General features: G+C 68.9%; 14 protein-coding genes. 4 read left to right on the forward strand and 10 right to left on the reverse strand.

The window, feature by feature from the left end; translation table 11 throughout:
• Nucleotides 1-75: 75 nt before the first annotated feature.
• On the reverse strand, nucleotides 76-666 hold the full coding sequence (locus EGK76_RS14635) for an NAD(P)H-dependent oxidoreductase (protein ID WP_096300475.1): 591 nt from the start codon (nucleotides 664-666) through the stop codon (nucleotides 76-78).
• A 515-nt stretch (nucleotides 667-1181) separates the two neighbouring features.
• Here EGK76_RS14635 and EGK76_RS14640 point away from each other — a divergent pair.
• On the forward strand, nucleotides 1182-1658 hold the full coding sequence (locus EGK76_RS14640; protein WP_096298071.1) for a MarR family transcriptional regulator: 477 nt from the start codon (nucleotides 1182-1184) through the stop codon (nucleotides 1656-1658).
• Entirely contained in the window at nucleotides 1655-2779 is a 1125-nt protein-coding gene (locus EGK76_RS14645; protein ID WP_123833101.1) for an FUSC family protein, read from the forward strand. The genes EGK76_RS14640 and EGK76_RS14645 overlap by 4 nt, the downstream gene beginning before the upstream one ends.
• Before the next feature lie 234 nt (nucleotides 2780-3013).
• On the opposite strand, the gene EGK76_RS14650 is transcribed toward EGK76_RS14645, so the two are convergent.
• The 4 genes from EGK76_RS14650 to EGK76_RS14665 all read right to left on the reverse strand — a co-directional run bounded on the left by EGK76_RS14650 (nucleotide 3014) and on the right by EGK76_RS14665 (nucleotide 7718).
• Complete coding sequence (locus EGK76_RS14650; RefSeq protein WP_096298067.1) at nucleotides 3014-3757, reverse strand: SDR family oxidoreductase; 744 nt, start codon at nucleotides 3755-3757, stop codon at nucleotides 3014-3016.
• 227 nt (nucleotides 3758-3984) lie between these two features.
• On the reverse strand, nucleotides 3985-4788 hold the full coding sequence (locus EGK76_RS14655; protein WP_123833102.1) for a DUF4142 domain-containing protein: 804 nt from the start codon (nucleotides 4786-4788) through the stop codon (nucleotides 3985-3987).
• 263 nt (nucleotides 4789-5051) lie between these two features.
• Nucleotides 5052-6098 (reverse strand): FUSC family protein, encoded by a 1047-nt coding sequence (locus tag EGK76_RS14660; RefSeq protein WP_158613513.1) that lies wholly within the window; start codon nucleotides 6096-6098, stop codon nucleotides 5052-5054.
• Between the two features lie 453 nt (nucleotides 6099-6551).
• Nucleotides 6552-7718, reverse strand: a complete 1167-nt coding sequence (locus tag EGK76_RS14665; protein WP_123833104.1) for a GGDEF domain-containing protein — start codon at nucleotides 7716-7718, stop codon at nucleotides 6552-6554.
• A gap of 231 nt (nucleotides 7719-7949) precedes the next feature.
• Here EGK76_RS14665 and EGK76_RS14670 point away from each other — a divergent pair, with 231 nt between their 5' ends.
• A complete protein-coding gene (locus EGK76_RS14670; protein WP_123833105.1) occupies nucleotides 7950-8747 on the forward strand; it encodes an FHA domain-containing protein in 798 nt (265 codons plus the stop codon).
• A gap of 381 nt (nucleotides 8748-9128) precedes the next feature.
• Here EGK76_RS14670 and EGK76_RS14675 read toward each other — a convergent pair whose 3' ends face one another.
• The 4 genes from EGK76_RS14675 to EGK76_RS14690 all read right to left on the reverse strand — a co-directional run bounded on the left by EGK76_RS14675 (nucleotide 9129) and on the right by EGK76_RS14690 (nucleotide 12386).
• Complete coding sequence (locus EGK76_RS14675) at nucleotides 9129-9407, reverse strand: hypothetical protein (protein WP_123833106.1); 279 nt, start codon at nucleotides 9405-9407, stop codon at nucleotides 9129-9131.
• 116 nt (nucleotides 9408-9523) lie between these two features.
• Nucleotides 9524-9889, reverse strand: coding sequence for a YajD family HNH nuclease (locus EGK76_RS14680; RefSeq protein ID WP_096298057.1), 366 nt, complete (start codon nucleotides 9887-9889; stop codon nucleotides 9524-9526).
• A 119-nt stretch (nucleotides 9890-10008) separates the two neighbouring features.
• Nucleotides 10009-11418: an alpha/beta hydrolase gene (locus EGK76_RS14685; RefSeq protein WP_123833107.1), complete on the reverse strand. Its 1410-nt coding sequence runs from the start codon at nucleotides 11416-11418 to the stop codon at nucleotides 10009-10011.
• Nucleotides 11419-11996: 578 nt separating this feature from the next.
• Complete coding sequence (locus EGK76_RS14690; RefSeq protein ID WP_123833108.1) at nucleotides 11997-12386, reverse strand: cupin domain-containing protein; 390 nt, start codon at nucleotides 12384-12386, stop codon at nucleotides 11997-11999.
• Nucleotides 12387-12560: 174 nt separating this feature from the next.
• Here EGK76_RS14690 and clcA point away from each other — a divergent pair, with 174 nt between their 5' ends.
• Nucleotides 12561-13892, forward strand: coding sequence for a H(+)/Cl(-) exchange transporter ClcA (clcA, locus tag EGK76_RS14695; protein ID WP_123833109.1), 1332 nt, complete (start codon nucleotides 12561-12563; stop codon nucleotides 13890-13892).
• A 184-nt stretch (nucleotides 13893-14076) separates the two neighbouring features.
• Here the strand turns inward: clcA and EGK76_RS14700 are convergent, their stop codons facing one another.
• Nucleotides 14077-14586, reverse strand: coding sequence for a DUF1697 domain-containing protein (locus EGK76_RS14700; protein WP_096298049.1), 510 nt, complete (start codon nucleotides 14584-14586; stop codon nucleotides 14077-14079).
• Between the last annotated feature and the right edge of the window lie 277 nt (nucleotides 14587-14863).

The raw sequence follows: 14863 nt of genomic DNA on the forward strand, positions 1-14863 counted from the left end.
CAGCGCGGATCGCCACGCATGACCGGCATCGTCGTCGATGGCCGCGGCCGTCTTCTCCGGCGCGCCGATCGGACTTCAGTACGGCGGCGCCCGGCGCGTCTTCTGCAGGCGCGCCGCCTCGGCCCACCAGACCAGGTCATCGGCGAAGCGGGCGAAACTCTTCTCCAGCGACTTGCCGGCCTCGCCGACAGGTTGCCCCTGCTCGTCGAGTGTCCTGGCGATCGGCCCGACGTTGACGGCGCTGGAAATCACCACCATGCCCATCTCCGACAGCGTGCCCAGCCACGCGACGTTCGCGCGGGCACCGGCCAGACGTCCGGCCGAATAGCTGACCACGCCTGCGGGTCGCCAGAACCACTCCTCCAGGAAGTGATCCGTGAGGTTCTTCAGGCCCGGCTGCACGCCCCAGTTGTACTCGCCGGTGACGAACACGAAGCCATCGGCAGCCCGGATCTTCTCTGCCAGCACTTCCATTGCCGTGGGAGCCTGGCCTTGCGGATATTCCTTGTACATCCGGTCCAGCATCGGCAGGTCAACTGCCTTCGCGTCGATCAGCTCGACGTCGTGACCCCGGGCCAGCAGTGTCCGCACGCAATAGTCGGCCAGCCGGATGCCCATGCGGTCGGCGCGATAGGACCCGTAGAACACCAGGATGCGTTCGGACATGAGCGTGCTCCGAAGGTGGCGGCGACAGTGGACCTTGATCATCGCACCGTTCGTGCAACGGTATGCAACGCGGACTTACGCTCCGAGGGAACAACGCCGTACAAACACGAGGTGCCGCCCCACCGGAGCCCCAATGGCGGACGCAGCGCAATCGCTGCATTCGAGGCGCCATCACCCGTGGCGGTCGCGCACGGTCCGGCCGGATAGTCCCGGAACGCCGGCACCAGATGCATCAGGGCATGCCGAGCGGCCCGATCCAGAAGATCTCGCGTAACGATCGTGCGCGCGCCTGATGCGCCGACTGCTGGAGGCCGGACCCACCATCAGCGCGCCCGATGGAATCCTGCGGTAGCTGCAACGGCAGGCGCTGCGCCGGTCGGGGTTGGACCGGACGTCCCTGTCATCCGAAGTCGCGGTGCAAGCGAAGAGCGCTCCGCTCCCCATCCACCGCCATCGATGCGTGCACGCAATTAAATTGATTTGCAATGCAAATCATATGTCTCTAGGATTCGTCGATGATTGCTTTACCTTCGGCATCGTCCCCACGCGCTCGTTTCGGAATCCGCTTTGCCGTGCTGGCACGTCGCTGGCGCCAGGTGCTCGACAGCGAACTCGTTGCTGCCGGGCTCACCGATGCCACCTGGGTCCCGCTGGTGCACCTGCACGAAAGTGGCGACGGCATCACCCAGAAGGCGCTCGCGGCACGTATCAACCTGGACGGGTCCAGCCTCGTGCGCCTGCTCGACATCCTCGGCCGTCAGGGGCTGGTGGAGCGCCGCGTGGATCCGGCCGACGCCCGCGCGCGCCGGGTGTACCTGACCGCCGCCGGGCGGATGCGCGTGCAGGCCATCCGCCGCACCCTGCTGCGGCATGAGACCCGCATGCTCGAAGGCATTTCCGATTCCGATCTGGCCAACATGCTCGGGCACTTCGAACGCATCGACGAACGTCTGCGCGCACTGCAGGACAGCGGCGCCGAGCCAGCGCCATGAATCCGCCCCCCGGCACCACGTCCGCCGCGCGCATCCGTCGTCGCGACGCAATGCGCCAACTGCTGCAGGGCTACCACCTGCGCGACAGCGTATCGCTGGCACCGCGCGCGCCCATCGGCGATGCATTGGCCGCAGGCACACAGGCCGCCGTCGCGGCCCTGATCGTACTGCCGCTTGCCCTGCTCTCGCCCTGGCCGCACCTGATCGGCTTTGCTTCGCTGGGCGCCCTGGTGGCGCTGTTCGCGCGCTTCGCTCCTGCCGCGCAACGCCGTGCCCAGATGTTGCGGGTGGCCCTGCTTCAGGTCGGCTCGGTCGCGGCCATGTCCATGGCTGCATGGCTCGGCCTGGGTTTGGAACTGCAGTTGCTGGTGCTGGCGCTGCTGTGCGGCGTGTTCTTCCTGGCCTGCGAAGCCGGACGCTTCGGCGCGCCGGGGCCACTGATCTTCGTGTTCGCGGCGAGCGCGTCGATGTCGCCGGCGCTGTCCACTACCCAACTCCTGGAACGGATCGCGGTCACCGCCGTGGCCGCGCTGGTCGCCTGGCTGGTCTGCGCCCTGTCGGACCCGGCACGTCGACGCCGCCTGACCATGGCCTCGCCCGCGCCAGGTGCACCCGCGCAATGGCGGTTCGTGCTGGGGCGGATCATCGTCGGTACCGCGGCCGCTGCCTTTGTCACCCATGCAGCAGGCGCGGCATATCCGGGCTGGGCGGCGATGGGAGCGCTTGCGGTTCTGCAGGCCACACGGCTGCACTTCGGCCTCCAGCGGGCGCTGCAGCGCGTGGTGGGAACGGCGATCGGCGCGCTGCTGGTGGGGTGCCTGCTGGCGATGCAGCCGTCAGCGTGGACCATCATCGGCGTGCTCGCGCTCATACAAGTGGCCACAGAACTGGTCATCGGCCGCAACTACGCGATCGGCCAGGTCCTGGTCACGCCGATGGCGCTGCTGATGACCGCACTTGCAGCGCCCACGGCCGCGGGCAGTGGGATGGTGGCCGAACGCGTCGTCGACACCATTGCCGGTGCCGTCATCGGCCTCACTGTCTTGGTGCTGCTGTCGTCCGAGCGCGACCGCCTGCATCTGCAGCTCCACCACAGCGAGCAGACCTCTGGCCGGCACTGAACACCCCGCATCGTTGAACACGGACCGGTGCCATTGCGAACGCACCGGCCTGCGCAGCGCCTGACCGCCGCCGCGACTGATCCGGGATACGGCGTGGCCAGCCTGGGGCAACAGTGGGGACAACGCGGCCCAATGGCCTGCCACAGCCGAGAAACGGGTGCGTGCGCTTGACCCGGGGCGCGGCGCCGCGTGCTGTCCACGGGCGACACGCGCCCAATGATTCCGCCCCGCTGATTACCAGGGTTGCCCGGCAGGCCCCACGGTGAACTCGTTGATCGTGGTGTCCTCGGGCTGGTCGATCGCGAATGCCACCACGCTGGCGATACGCTCCGGCGGAATGCCGTAACGATCGTAGACCGCCTGCATCTGGCCGAGTGCGCCTTCGTCCCGGATCGTCGTGAGCAGTTCGGTATTGATCGCCGCCGGATATATCGTCGTGGTCCGGATGTGGGTGCCCTCGATCGCCGACTCCATGCGCAGCACCTCCATGAAATCGCGCACGAACCACTTGGTGCCGCCGTACACGGCGCCGCCGGGATACGCCTTCAGTCCGGCCACCGATGAGGTGGCAACGACATGCCCCCATCCCTGCTCCAGGAAGACCGGCAACACCGCGGCCACGCCGTTGAGCACGCCCTTGATGTTGACGTCCACCATGCGGTGCCACTCGTCCGTACGCAGCGCGGACAACGGCGCATTGGGCATCAGGCCGGCGTTGAGGAACATGACATCGACGCGCCCGAACCGTTCCATCGCCAGTTCGACGATCTGCGTGTTGGCGGCCTGGTCTGTAACGTCGAGTGGGTGATGGATGGCCTCGCCGCCCTCGCGCTGGATGTCCTCGACAATCCGCAGCAGCCTGTCTTCCCGACGTGCGCCGAGGACAACCCGGGCCCCCTGCGCGCCCAACAGCCTGGCAGTGGCCTCGCCGATGCCCGCCGACGCACCGGTGACGATGACGACCTTGTTTCCGATCATGACGTTCTCCAACGGGAAGGCGCGTCGCAATCACCCCGCGCGACGAGGCCCGCGTGCCGCCGCCCGACCGTCGGACACGCGCAACTCGCGCATGAAGATCGGGCCGCGCCGGGTGCGGCTCCATGCCGACGATTGAGCACCCCGAGGGCGGAAACGCGACGTCCCGGCCGGGGCCGGGACGTCGGTTGCGAAAACACCGCTGGCTGCAGGCCTGCGGCGCGCCGCGGTCAGGCGTCGTGCGATGCCTTCAGCGAACGGGCCATTTCCAGATGACGCGCGATCATTGCCCGGGTCTGTTCGAGCTGCGCTTTCACCGCCGGGTCGGTTGCCTTGGGGATGTCGCGATCGAGCTTCGTCAGCGCGTCCTCATGGCTGCGGATCATGTGGTCCACCCACGCCTTGGCGTAGGCATCATCGGCCAGCTCATCGAGGCGACGCACGTCCTCGTCGAATTTCTCGCGCATCCGATGCAGGTCGGAATCGTTGTCGGTGGCGGCATCCGCCGTACCCGTGGCACCGGTCGAACCAGTGGACGTCATTCCCAGGGCGCGACGCGAACTGCTTGTCTTCCCGTCTGTGCTGCCACCCAACAGCCGCTCGGTGGCCTCGAGATCGCGGGTGTGGTCCGCAAGCAGGGTTTCCGCATAACTGCGCACGGCTTCTTTCATGTTCTTCTTGTTCAAAGCATGCTTCGCGGCCGCGATCTCATGGCGGTCGATCTCAGCCACCTCCCGGAGGGCCTTGCGATCGGACTCCGACAGCGTGCCGTGCGCGGCAGCGGTGGCATCGTGTGTCGCATCCGCCGTCGTGCTGGCGCCAGTCGTTGCGGTGCCTGCGTCCGCGGCGGTGTTCGCAGCGGTGTTCGACGTATCGGTGGGTGGAGCGGTGGCACCACTGCCGGCGGTGGTGCTTCCGGCGGCGGAGGTGCCGGTACCGGCGGTGCTGTCGGCAGACCGATCGTTCTTTTTGTCATCACATGCGGAGAGGACCAACGCGAGAGCTGCAGCAAGCAGGGTCGGTGCGATATTCATGGGGGATTCCCGGGCCGGAAGGGGGGTATAGCGAAGGTAGTCCGGCAAATGCTATGGCACGGTGAATACCCGGACCCGGTAGAAACTCCTGGATACCAGCGTGGCCGTTCCGGGGCCCGGACAACCGGTGTGCCTGCCAGGCTGCGCCGCCAATCGCCTCCCTTCCGAGCACTAGCGCGCACGCGCCCTGTGCCGCCCTGCAGAATGATGGTCCGGCAGGGCGGGCCAACACAGCGGACGGACCGACCAGGCGGTCGGCACATTCACGATCGCGACTGCCCAGGTGTCGGGCGCGGGGGCGTGCGCGCGCCGGTGACAGCGTCGCGCAACTGGTCCAGCGCCAGCTTTGCCTGATCCAGCGCGTCGCCGTAGGAGACGACCATCTGGTCATCCGCGGCGGAGCCACCCGGCGGTGCGACACGCGGCAACCGTGCCGCGGCCTGGACCACACGTCGGCTGTTGGCGGCCGGCCCGCCGTGGCCGAATTCGGCTGCGAGCTCGAGGAGATAGGCACGAATGGCCTCGCCGACCGCCCGCAGTCCGGCCGCGACGTGGCTGTCCCCATCGCGGAGTGCACGGCGCCACACCCTGTGCAGGCCGGATACCGCAATGCGCAGGTGGCGCAGCGCATGATTGACCCTGTCCGGATCGACCGCTCCGCCGTGCTCCCGGCCGAACCGCTCGGCCTCGGCCTGTTGACCGAACGCGTCCAGGCGGGCGAACGCCTCGTCGAGCTTGCCGTCGAGCGCGGCGTTGGCGCCGTCGCGGGGGGCGACGATCACCTGGCCCAGCAACACCAGCACCTCCGCCACCTCGCTGCGCAGCAGCGTCTCGGCGCGGCGCGGAAACACCAGCAGCTGCACGCCGATCCCGATCAGACAACCGATCAGGATCTCCAGCACCCGGTGCCCGGCGGAAACGACCACGTCGGCGTGGCTGGGCGCGGCGACCAGCATGATCGCCGCGGTCATCGGCGCGATGCGCAGGCTCGGGTAGCGCACCGCGAAGATCGCGAGCCAGCCGGTGGAGATCACCAGCGCGACAAGCGTGCCCCACTCGCCCGAGGGCGTGACCATCGCCAGCAGGAAGCCGATCGCCGCACCCGCAAACGTCCCCACCAGGCGGACGCGGACGGCCTGCACTGTCGCGCCCATGGTTTCCTGGGTGATCAGCACCGCGCTGATCACCGCCCAGTAGCCCTGCGGCAACGAGAACGCCTCGGCGAACAGGAAGGACACCGCGGCCGCCACGGCGGTACGCACGCCCTGCTTCCAGGCCCGGTCGTCCCTGAGCACGTCCACGATCGCCATGCCGTTCTCCTGAGCGCAATCGACGGGCAACGCATTACGCGGGGCACGGCCCGGTGGACACCCAGCGCCGCCAGCCACGAACGCCGTTGGCGCAGCAGCCGATGGAGGCAGCGCTGCATCAAGCGCAAGAGGGTGACGGCGCGGCCTGAGCTGTCGGGCCATTGCTCCGGCCCGGGCAACGGTCGGAAGTTCAGCCCGACACCGGTACGGCCGTGTGAAGCCGCCCCACGCCGTGTCGCAAGCATTGGCCGCGCGGCGTCGCAGCGCGGGCGAGCATCCACCGCGGCGCGCGGCCAGTCCTGGACAACGTCAGGAACGATCGCAGAGACGCGCGCGTGACAAGCGACATTCGGGCCGGCGATCGCGGACAAGCTCAGGCTGGGGCGAGCAGGACAGACCGGAATGGCTGGAAACGGAGCTCCGCCTGCCCCCGGCGCACAGGACGGATCCGCCTTACCCGGCGTCAGCCATCCGCACCTGGTCGCGACCACCGTGCTTGGCGGCGTACAGGGCGGCATCTGCCTTGGCAACCGCACGCGAAAACACGCCACCGGCCGGCCACGGCGCCCCGCCGATGCTGATCGTGACCCGCAGGCAGGTGGCACCGAACGCGAACGGCGTGCCGCCCACCGCCTCGCGCAAGCGCTCCGCAGTTGCACCGGCCTCGTCCAGATCCGCCGGGTCCAGCAACACCAGGAACTCCTCACCCCCCCAGCGGGACAGCGGCGTGCCCGCCGGCAGCGCGCCGCTCAGGCGGCCGGAGACCGCTCGCAGCACCTGATCGCCGCGCTCGTGGCCGTGGGTGTCATTGATGCGCTTGAAGTGGTCGACGTCCAGCAGCACCACCACCGGCTGACGCCCGCGTTCGAGCACATCCGCCTGCCACTTCCCTGTGCACTCGTTGAGCGCTCGACGGGTCAACAGACCGCTGAGCTCGTCCGTACTGGCTTGCCGGCGCAGGCGGCGGTCCAGGCGCGCGTTGGCCAGGTTGAGCACATGTGCGCCCACCAGCAGCGGCAGCAGTGCATAGCTCACGCCGTACGCGGCCAGCAGCGGTGGCTCGACATAGAGCAGGTGACGGTGCTCGGGTCCATCGTGCTGGAGGGTTGCATACAAGGCGAAGACCCAGGTTCCGGCGTAGAACAACAGGGTGGCCGCCATCGCGGTCTCCGCCGCATTGCGCGGCGCCAGCAGCGCCCGCCGCACCGCCCAGGTGAGGCCCAGCGACAGGGCCAGGCCCACGAGGTGGAATGCGAGCGCGAAACTGCGCGATCCTGCGGACCAGGCGACCAGCAACAGCAGGCACAGCGCAGCGATCTCGGAGAGTCGCCGGGGCCGGGGGATCGGCGGCACGCCCACCAGTTGGCGCAGTGCGCGATAGATCACCAGCGTCGCCACCACCGCCGACAACGCAAGTGTGAGGGTGGGCCATCGCGCAGTGCGCTCGACGAGGCCGCTGAGCACCATGCCCGCGCCAAGCACCGCGAATCCCAGCGCGCAGCGCAGCAGCACGTCGCGATGCAGACGGTCCCCCTGGACCGCGATCAGCATCATCAGGGCAGCAGCCCAGGCACCGAAGCCGCCGATCACATACGCGAAGAGGATGTCGATGGAGTCCATGGCCCGTAGCCTCCTGGCGCACGCGGCAGACGCGGCATCGGAAGCTTGTATCGGCCGGCGCCGGGCGGACTTGAACGCCTGCGAGGTCGGGCCGGGACGCCCCGACCCGCGCCAGGTCTACCGGGGCGCGTCGCATGCGCTCGCGGAACCTTCCCCCTATGCCTACCCGGGCATGGATAAGATACGCGCCGATGTTGGCCGGCCCGGCCTTCGCCATTGCACGAGAGCAGGATGAAACTGGTTTTCCCCGATGGCGAGCACGACCCGGTCCCGCTGAGCGCAGGGCTCCACCGCATCGGCGCGGCACCCGGCGGCGCGGTCGTGCTGAGCGCGGACGGCATCGCCGCTCTCCACTGCGAGATCCATGTCACGGTAACCGGCGCGAACGTGCAGGTGCCGCACGGCGGCGGCCCGGTGTCGGTCAACGGCAGGCCGGTTTCCGACCTCATGGCGCTGCGCGACGGGGACCAGATCGACATCGGTCCGGTGGCCGCGACGTTCGTCCTCAAGGAATCCGTGCGTGATCCCATCGCAGCGGCCGATACCCGCGAGCACAAAGAGGACGTCGGCGCCACCCGCGTGCGCGCGGCACTGCCCCGGTTCGTACTGCGCGGCGTATCAGGCGCGCTGTCCGACAAGGTCTTCCCGGTCACGGGGCCGGTGGTCATCGGCCGTTCGCCGGAGTGCGACATCACGGTGCCTGCCGAAGAGATCTCCCGACGCCACGCCATGGTGAAACCGGCCGGTGATGGCCTGTCGATCGAAGACCTCGGCTCGTCCAACGGCACCTACATCAATTCCAGACGCGTACAGCAGGGATTTCTGGGCCCGGGCGACGAACTCCGCCTGGACGCCGTACGCTTCGTCCTGGTGGCACCGGGCGTAGAAATCCCGAGGCAGACCGCGCCCGGGGCCGCGCCCAGCGAACCTGTGCCGCGGCTGCACGCCGCCACGCCGGTCCGCAGATGGGTGCCCATCATGCTCACTGCCGCGGCGGTGGTGGCGATCGCTGCGCTCGCGCTGGGCTGAGTCGTTCACGGAGCACTCCCTGCCGGGGAGCGGCACGTTCTCGCCCTCCCCCATCCTCCGGTGTGCGCGAAAGGACTCGGCGGCTCCTCCCCGGGGACGCCCTTGTGAGTTGCAAATGCCTGCTCCGCGGCCGCGAGTGCCGGCCCGCCAACGCTTGGCCGGATCCGGGACAGAACCACGTGCCGCGAATGCGGTCGTGACGTTGCGCCAGCAGAGTTCCAGCAGGACAGCGATTGCATGCCTCGGGTGAAGACGCGCCTCGCAGGATTCCCGGGCGCCGGCAAAAGGCGCCGGTGCCGCAGCCGCCTCCGTCTTCAGGGTGTCGGCATCATGCCGGGGGAGGCGCCCGGCTCACAGACAGAACGCCCGGCCGATCCGCCGTCAATCGCGCCTGAGACTGCGCGCGGCTTCCGCCGCCGACTGGAGAGCGCGGAGGTAGTCCGTGCGTGCCGCGGGGGCCTGGCTGGCCACGCTTTCCAGGCCATCGATATAAGCCCTCATCAACGCCGAAGCATTGAACTGGTCGGCCATTTCGGCCATCGAAGTGGTGACGGCGTCGCGCAGGTGCCAATCCACCTTGACGCCTTTCTGCGCTTCATTGGCAAGGTCTACGACGCGCAGCAGATGCGGCGTCACGAGGCCGACAACGGTGGCTCTCATTCGTTCCATCCTGGATTCAAAACATGGAAGGCTAACAGGGCCCGAGGCGTCTTTCGCGGATGCGAAGCAGGCGCACGCGCCTGTTCCGCCAGCCGCGGGTCACGGCACCTGCGCGGTTATCGGTTCTGCAGCCGCGCCTTCAGATCGGCGAACGGATTGGACGTGGCCGCGGCCGGGGCGTCCTCTGCATCCAGGGCACTGACGCCGGTATGGTCGAGCTGTCGGGAGTGCTCGTTGTCGTGGCAGTACACGCACAACAGCTCCCAGTTGCTGCCGTCGGCCGGGTTGTCGTCATGGTTGTGATTTCGATGGTGCACGGTCAGCTCGCGCACGTTGGCGCGGGTGAACTCGCGCGCGCAGCGGCCACAGACCCATGGGTACATTTTCAGCGCGCGCTCGCGGTATCCGCTGGCGCGCTGCTCGGCGCTGCGCCTGGCCTCGGCAACGATACGGTCGAGCCTGGCGTGATCGGGGGTCGTCATGGGCGGATTCTAGCCGGTGGGGAGGTCGCAAGAGACCGCGGCATCAACAACGCCCATCCAAGGGCGCGAAGAGGCCCGCACGCAGGCCAGGGACGGGCGCGGGTGGCGCAGACGGTGGCTCAGACGGGTGGCGCCGCTGTCGTGTCCGACGCGGGCGCCGGTTCGAGGATCGCACTGCCATAGGCGCCGCGCAGGCCCGGAGTCTTGATCCAGTCTGCGATCATGCGGAAGTAGCCATCGGGGTTGCGCAGCATGATGCGGTCGTCGCCATCCTGCTCGTACTCGTAGATGCCGTGGTCGGTGCCCGGAAAAACCGCCAGGTCCAGCGGACGCCCGCCCGCCTGCAGGGCGCGCAGCCGCCGTAGCGTCTCCACGTTCGGCGCTTGCCGGTCGTCGCCTGCGATCACCCACAGCTGCGGGACCACCAACGCCTGCAGCACCGGCATCGGCTCGTAGTCCCAGCTTGTGCCCACGTCCTGGCGCGCGGCAATGCGCCGCACCAGCCACCGCGGCGTCCACGCCGGGATGCGCATGAGCTGGCCAGTGAACTCGCCCTGCATCGCGTCGAACCAGGGCTCGCGGCCATGCCGTTCGTGGACAGCCTGGAGTTCGTCGAAGCCGCGGGTGAACCCCGATGCCATCAGCAGCGCGGTTGCATCCGTCGCCTCGCGCGCCTTGGCCAGAACATCGTCGCCGTAGCCCTTGGCGCGCAGGTCGTTGAGAACCTGTTCGCGATCCTCGGCCAATGCGTTCTCCGCCATGCCGTACAGCGCGACCACGTAGTCGGCATCGCTGCGCGATGCGGCAAGCGGCCCCACCCAGCCGCCCTGGCTGGTGCCGACGAAGCCGACGCGGCTGAACCCGTCCGGATGCAACTGCCGCGCATGCGCCAGCGCGGCGACGGCATCGGCGGCCAGCAGGCGGAAATCCTGGCTGTAGTCGCCATCCGAGCCGCCCGTGCCGCGCTTGTCGTAGACGAACACCGCCACGCCCTGGGCCGGCAGCAGGTGCTGCAGGGGATACTCGTCGAGGCCGGATTCCCTGCCCGAGCCGTGCACCAGCACCGCCAGCGGCACCGGCCCCGTGGCCTCGCCCGTCGGCAGCACCAGCCGCCCCTGCAGGCCCACGCCGTCGCTGGTGAAGCGGGTTTCCCGCTGGACCAGCGGAAGCCGGGTGGCGTCCTCGGCCGGGCCATCGCCAAGCTGGATCCGCATGCGCGCTTCGTCGCAGGGGGCGAAGCTGGCCGTGGCCACCACCGGGCCTGCGAGACGCCGCCCCTCGCGCGACTGCAGCGCATCGTCGGGGGCCCCGTCCTGCACCTGGAACTTGCCGCCACGCCCGTCGAGCAGACGCCAGCGCAGGCCGTCGTCCACCGGCAGCAGGGACACCACTGTGCCATCGGCGGTCACCCAGGCACCCGCCTGACAGGCCAGGGCTTCGGAGAGTTCGGCCTCAGGCTGCTCACGGCTGCAGGCGGTCACCGTCAGCAGCGCGGCCATGGCCAGGGCAAGAAAGCGGCATGCGGGCATGGCGGGCCTCCGGTGCGTTGTCGCGAAATGTATACCCGCCAACGAGGTCAGTGGGCCGGCAGCGTCAGGCGACGCTCGCTACAGCTCCCTGCCCCTCATCGTTCACGGATACAAGGCCTGTGCCGGCGCACAGTCGCAGGCGGCGGAAATACCGGCGCCACGTGCGTGAGCTGGATGGACATGCCCTGGTTCCGGAACGTCGCGCCTGACCGCGCTCCGCTGTGCTCGTGCTCTGCCCCCAAGCCGGAGACTATCGATGTCCACCGATCCCGGACGCATGGCAGAGGCGAGCCGCGCCGCGTCGTGCATTGCCTCCGTCGGCTTCTGCGGCCGGCGCGCCGGCACCGCGCTGCGGCCAATCATCGACGACCGCCTTCACCGCCTGGGCCTCGAACTGCGGGCATGCCCGGAGACGAGTTGCCTGCAGCTGCCAGAATTCGACACCCGCTTGTCCGGTCGCCAACCAACGCCTGGCCACCGGCCGGATCGCCAGTACCGGCCACGCTCACCGCGTTTGCGCGTGGCCGCCGTCGAAGCCGGTGCGGCCACGAGGCGCACAAGCGAACCCGCGCCGGCTGCTAGTCCAGATCGGTCTGGATCCAGCGCGGCGAGTGGTGGATGTCGATCGTCTGCAGGCGCCCGGGGCCGATATTTTCGAACCTGTGCGGAATACCCGCGGGCCCGAAAACGACTTCGCCCGCGCCTGCCTCGAGGACGGTCTCCCCGACAAAAACCCTCGCCCGGCCTTCAAGGACGATGAATGTCTCGTCATACGGATGGACATGAAGCCGCGGCCCGGCACCTGGCGTGTCCGTTCCGTATGCGAGCACCGTGACGGGGCCTCCGATGGCGATTCCTTCCACGGAGCCGCGCCACGGGCCTTCGGTTCCAGGATCGAACAGCCTGGCCTGCGCCGGAGGCCGGGCATCGGGCTGGAAGGTCGAGGGGTCGAAATCCTTGCGCGCCATGGGACCTGCTCCAGAGCCGGGTGGAGCAGGAACGATACAGGCCCGGGCCCGCGACCTTTCCCGGCCGTGCGACCCCGGCAAGGGGCCTGACCAGCGGACGCCGGCAGGTCGCGGCACAAACCTTCCGAAGTTGTTCCGGCCCATGCGGCGATGCCCCCAGTGGAGCGTGTAACGATGGACACGACCCCGCCTGCAGGATCGCCGATCGCGCGCCGCCGGGAGGCCCGCCGCCACATCGCGCTGTGCGCAGTCGTCGGTGTGATTGCCGGCGCGATCGGATCGGTGTTCCACCTCGCCATCGAAGCGGCCCTGCGCTGGCCGGCCTATCTGCGCCAGCTGATGGACGGCCCCCTGCTCGTGGTGTGCGCGGCCCTCATCACCATGGGGGTGACCGTGGCAGTGACGTACGTGGTACGCCATTACGTGCCCGAAGCCTCCGGGAGCGGAATCCAGGAAGTGGAAGGCGCGATGGCGGGTTCGAGGCAGGTGCGCTGGGCGCGGGTTCTGCCCGTCAAGTTCCTCGGAGGCATTGCCGCCATCGGCTCGGGCCTGGTGCTGGGGCGCGAGGGGCCGACGATCCACATCGCCGCATCCGTGGCCGCCATGTGCTCGGACTTCGCCCGTGCAGGCAGGACCCAACGCGCAGGGCTCCTCGCCGCGGGTGCGGCCGCGGGGCTGGCCTGCGCGTTCAACGCGCCGGTCGCCGCCATCCTGTTCGTCATCGAGGAGACACGGCGCGAGTTTCCCTACACCTACCGCACCTACATGGGCGTCATCATCGCGTCGCTGCTTGCGACGATCGCGACCGAATGGATCGGCGGCGTGGCCCCGGACATGTCGCTGCCCGCAACCGCGCCCGCATTGCGTACCTTGCCGCTCTTCGCACTGCTCGGCTGCGTGCTGGGCGGCGTGGGCGTGCTGCTCAACAGCGCCGTGCTGCGTGCACTGGCCTTCGCCGGAACAGCGCAGACCAGGGCGCCCTATGTCTACCCCGCCGTAGTCGGCTGCGTGATCGGTGCGCTGATGGTGCTCTACCCGCAGAGCGTCACCGGCGGGGAATCCCTGGTTCGGACGCTGCTGGCGCAACAGACCGCGCTGTTGCTCCTGCTGCTGCTCGCGACGGCGCGCTTCTGCACCACGGTCGCCAGCTACTCGTCCGGCGTACCCGGTGGCATCTTCGCGCCGATGCTGTCGCTGGCCGCATGCGTGGGCCTGGCGTTTGGCGCGGCCGTCAACATCGTCGGGCCCGACTGGGGCGTGACTCCCGTCGTCTTCGCGATCGCAGCAATGGGTGGCCTGTTTACCGCCTCGGTGCGTGCTCCCTTGGTCGGAGTGGTACTCACGCTGGAACTCACCGGCACCTACCCGCTCGCCGTTCCGCTCCTGACGACCTGCCTGGTCGCCAATCTCGTCGCGTCCTTCCTGGGCGGGAAACCGATCTACGACCAACTGCTCGCCCGGACACTGGCGTTGGCCGCGGCTGACGACACGAAGAAGCCGGGTTGATCCCGGTCACCGGCTTGTGCCGCCATCCCTCGGTGAGTCCTCGGTCCAGCCGACGCTCCCCGTATCCAGCGCTGGCCGGTGGCTACCCCGCCCCGCCTTGGCCTTCTTCAGCTGCCAAATCGTTGCCTGGGGAAGCCGCCCTTCGGCCACGGCCGATCGCGCGCCTCTTCCGGTCGATCGCCGCCTACTCGAGTGCCATCGCCGCAAGGCGGGTCACGGTGTTGATGTTGCGGGCCGTGCCGCGCGCGGCGGCGGGCAGTTTGAACCTGGACTGGCCCATTCCCTCGCCAAAATGGATGTAGAGCTCCCGGGTACCGGCGCGGGCCTCCTCGCCACCGGGCGCCACCATGCCCGCCTGCCAGTCGTCTGGCGGCGCCTCATCGAGAAAGACGACCACCGTGCGATTGGGCGCCTTCTCCGGGAACGGATTCGCGGCCAGCACCTCCGACATCTGCGCCGCGCTGCGCACCATCACCCCCACCGGCTTGCCCGCATAGCCTGCGAGCGCCTCCTCGAGTACGGCCTTGATCTGCTGCTCGGAGCTGTCGCTCTCCAGGACCAGATTGCCGCTGGCGATATAGGTCCGCGCCCGCTGGAAGCCCGCGCTCTTGGCCATTGCCACGAGATCGGACATGGGCAGTTTTCCGGTGCCCCCGACGTTGACGGCACGCAACAGTGCGACGTATGCGGGCATGTGGCGGCTCCAGCTCGGGACACGCGGCCCGGAGAACCCCGGCCTGACGGGAGCAGTGTATGAGGAAGAGGAGCCGTGGCGATCAGACCACTCCCTGCGGCTGTATGGGGCAGCGCCTGGTGTGCACGAGGGCACCAGGACGCACTGCGACCCCGGGCTGGCCTTCCCCCTGATGCGCCGGATGGCCGCGTGCTCATTGCATGCAAGGATGCCGATCCAGCGGGTCAGCCGAAACCTTCGTCGATCAGGCTGGAGACGAGGTCATCGGGCACGGAAT

This window comes from Luteimonas sp. 100069 (assembly GCF_003813845.1).
GTDB lineage: Bacteria > Pseudomonadota > Gammaproteobacteria > Xanthomonadales > Xanthomonadaceae > Luteimonas > Luteimonas chenhongjianii.

Excerpts from the sequence above, each read along its gene's own strand:
- EGK76_RS14635 (WP_096300475.1), bottom strand. The coding sequence starts at position 666 with ATGTCCGAACGCATCCTGGTGTTCTACGGGTCCTATCGCGCCGACCGC.
- EGK76_RS14640 (WP_096298071.1), top strand. The coding sequence starts at position 1,182 with ATGATTGCTTTACCTTCGGCATCGTCCCCACGCGCTCGTTTCGGAATC.
- EGK76_RS14645 (WP_123833101.1), top strand. The coding sequence starts at position 1,655 with ATGAATCCGCCCCCCGGCACCACGTCCGCCGCGCGCATCCGTCGTCGC.
- EGK76_RS14650 (WP_096298067.1), bottom strand. The coding sequence starts at position 3,757 with ATGATCGGAAACAAGGTCGTCATCGTCACCGGTGCGTCGGCGGGCATC.
- EGK76_RS14655 (WP_123833102.1), bottom strand. The coding sequence starts at position 4,788 with ATGAATATCGCACCGACCCTGCTTGCTGCAGCTCTCGCGTTGGTCCTC.
- EGK76_RS14660 (WP_158613513.1), bottom strand. The coding sequence starts at position 6,098 with ATGGCGATCGTGGACGTGCTCAGGGACGACCGGGCCTGGAAGCAGGGC.
- EGK76_RS14665 (WP_123833104.1), bottom strand. The coding sequence starts at position 7,718 with ATGGACTCCATCGACATCCTCTTCGCGTATGTGATCGGCGGCTTCGGT.
- EGK76_RS14670 (WP_123833105.1), top strand. The coding sequence starts at position 7,950 with ATGAAACTGGTTTTCCCCGATGGCGAGCACGACCCGGTCCCGCTGAGC.
- EGK76_RS14675 (WP_123833106.1), bottom strand. The coding sequence starts at position 9,407 with ATGAGAGCCACCGTTGTCGGCCTCGTGACGCCGCATCTGCTGCGCGTC.
- EGK76_RS14680 (WP_096298057.1), bottom strand. The coding sequence starts at position 9,889 with ATGACGACCCCCGATCACGCCAGGCTCGACCGTATCGTTGCCGAGGCC.
- EGK76_RS14685 (WP_123833107.1), bottom strand. The coding sequence starts at position 11,418 with ATGCCCGCATGCCGCTTTCTTGCCCTGGCCATGGCCGCGCTGCTGACG.
- EGK76_RS14690 (WP_123833108.1), bottom strand. The coding sequence starts at position 12,386 with ATGGCGCGCAAGGATTTCGACCCCTCGACCTTCCAGCCCGATGCCCGG.
- clcA (WP_123833109.1), top strand. The coding sequence starts at position 12,561 with ATGGACACGACCCCGCCTGCAGGATCGCCGATCGCGCGCCGCCGGGAG.
- EGK76_RS14700 (WP_096298049.1), bottom strand. The coding sequence starts at position 14,586 with ATGCCCGCATACGTCGCACTGTTGCGTGCCGTCAACGTCGGGGGCACC.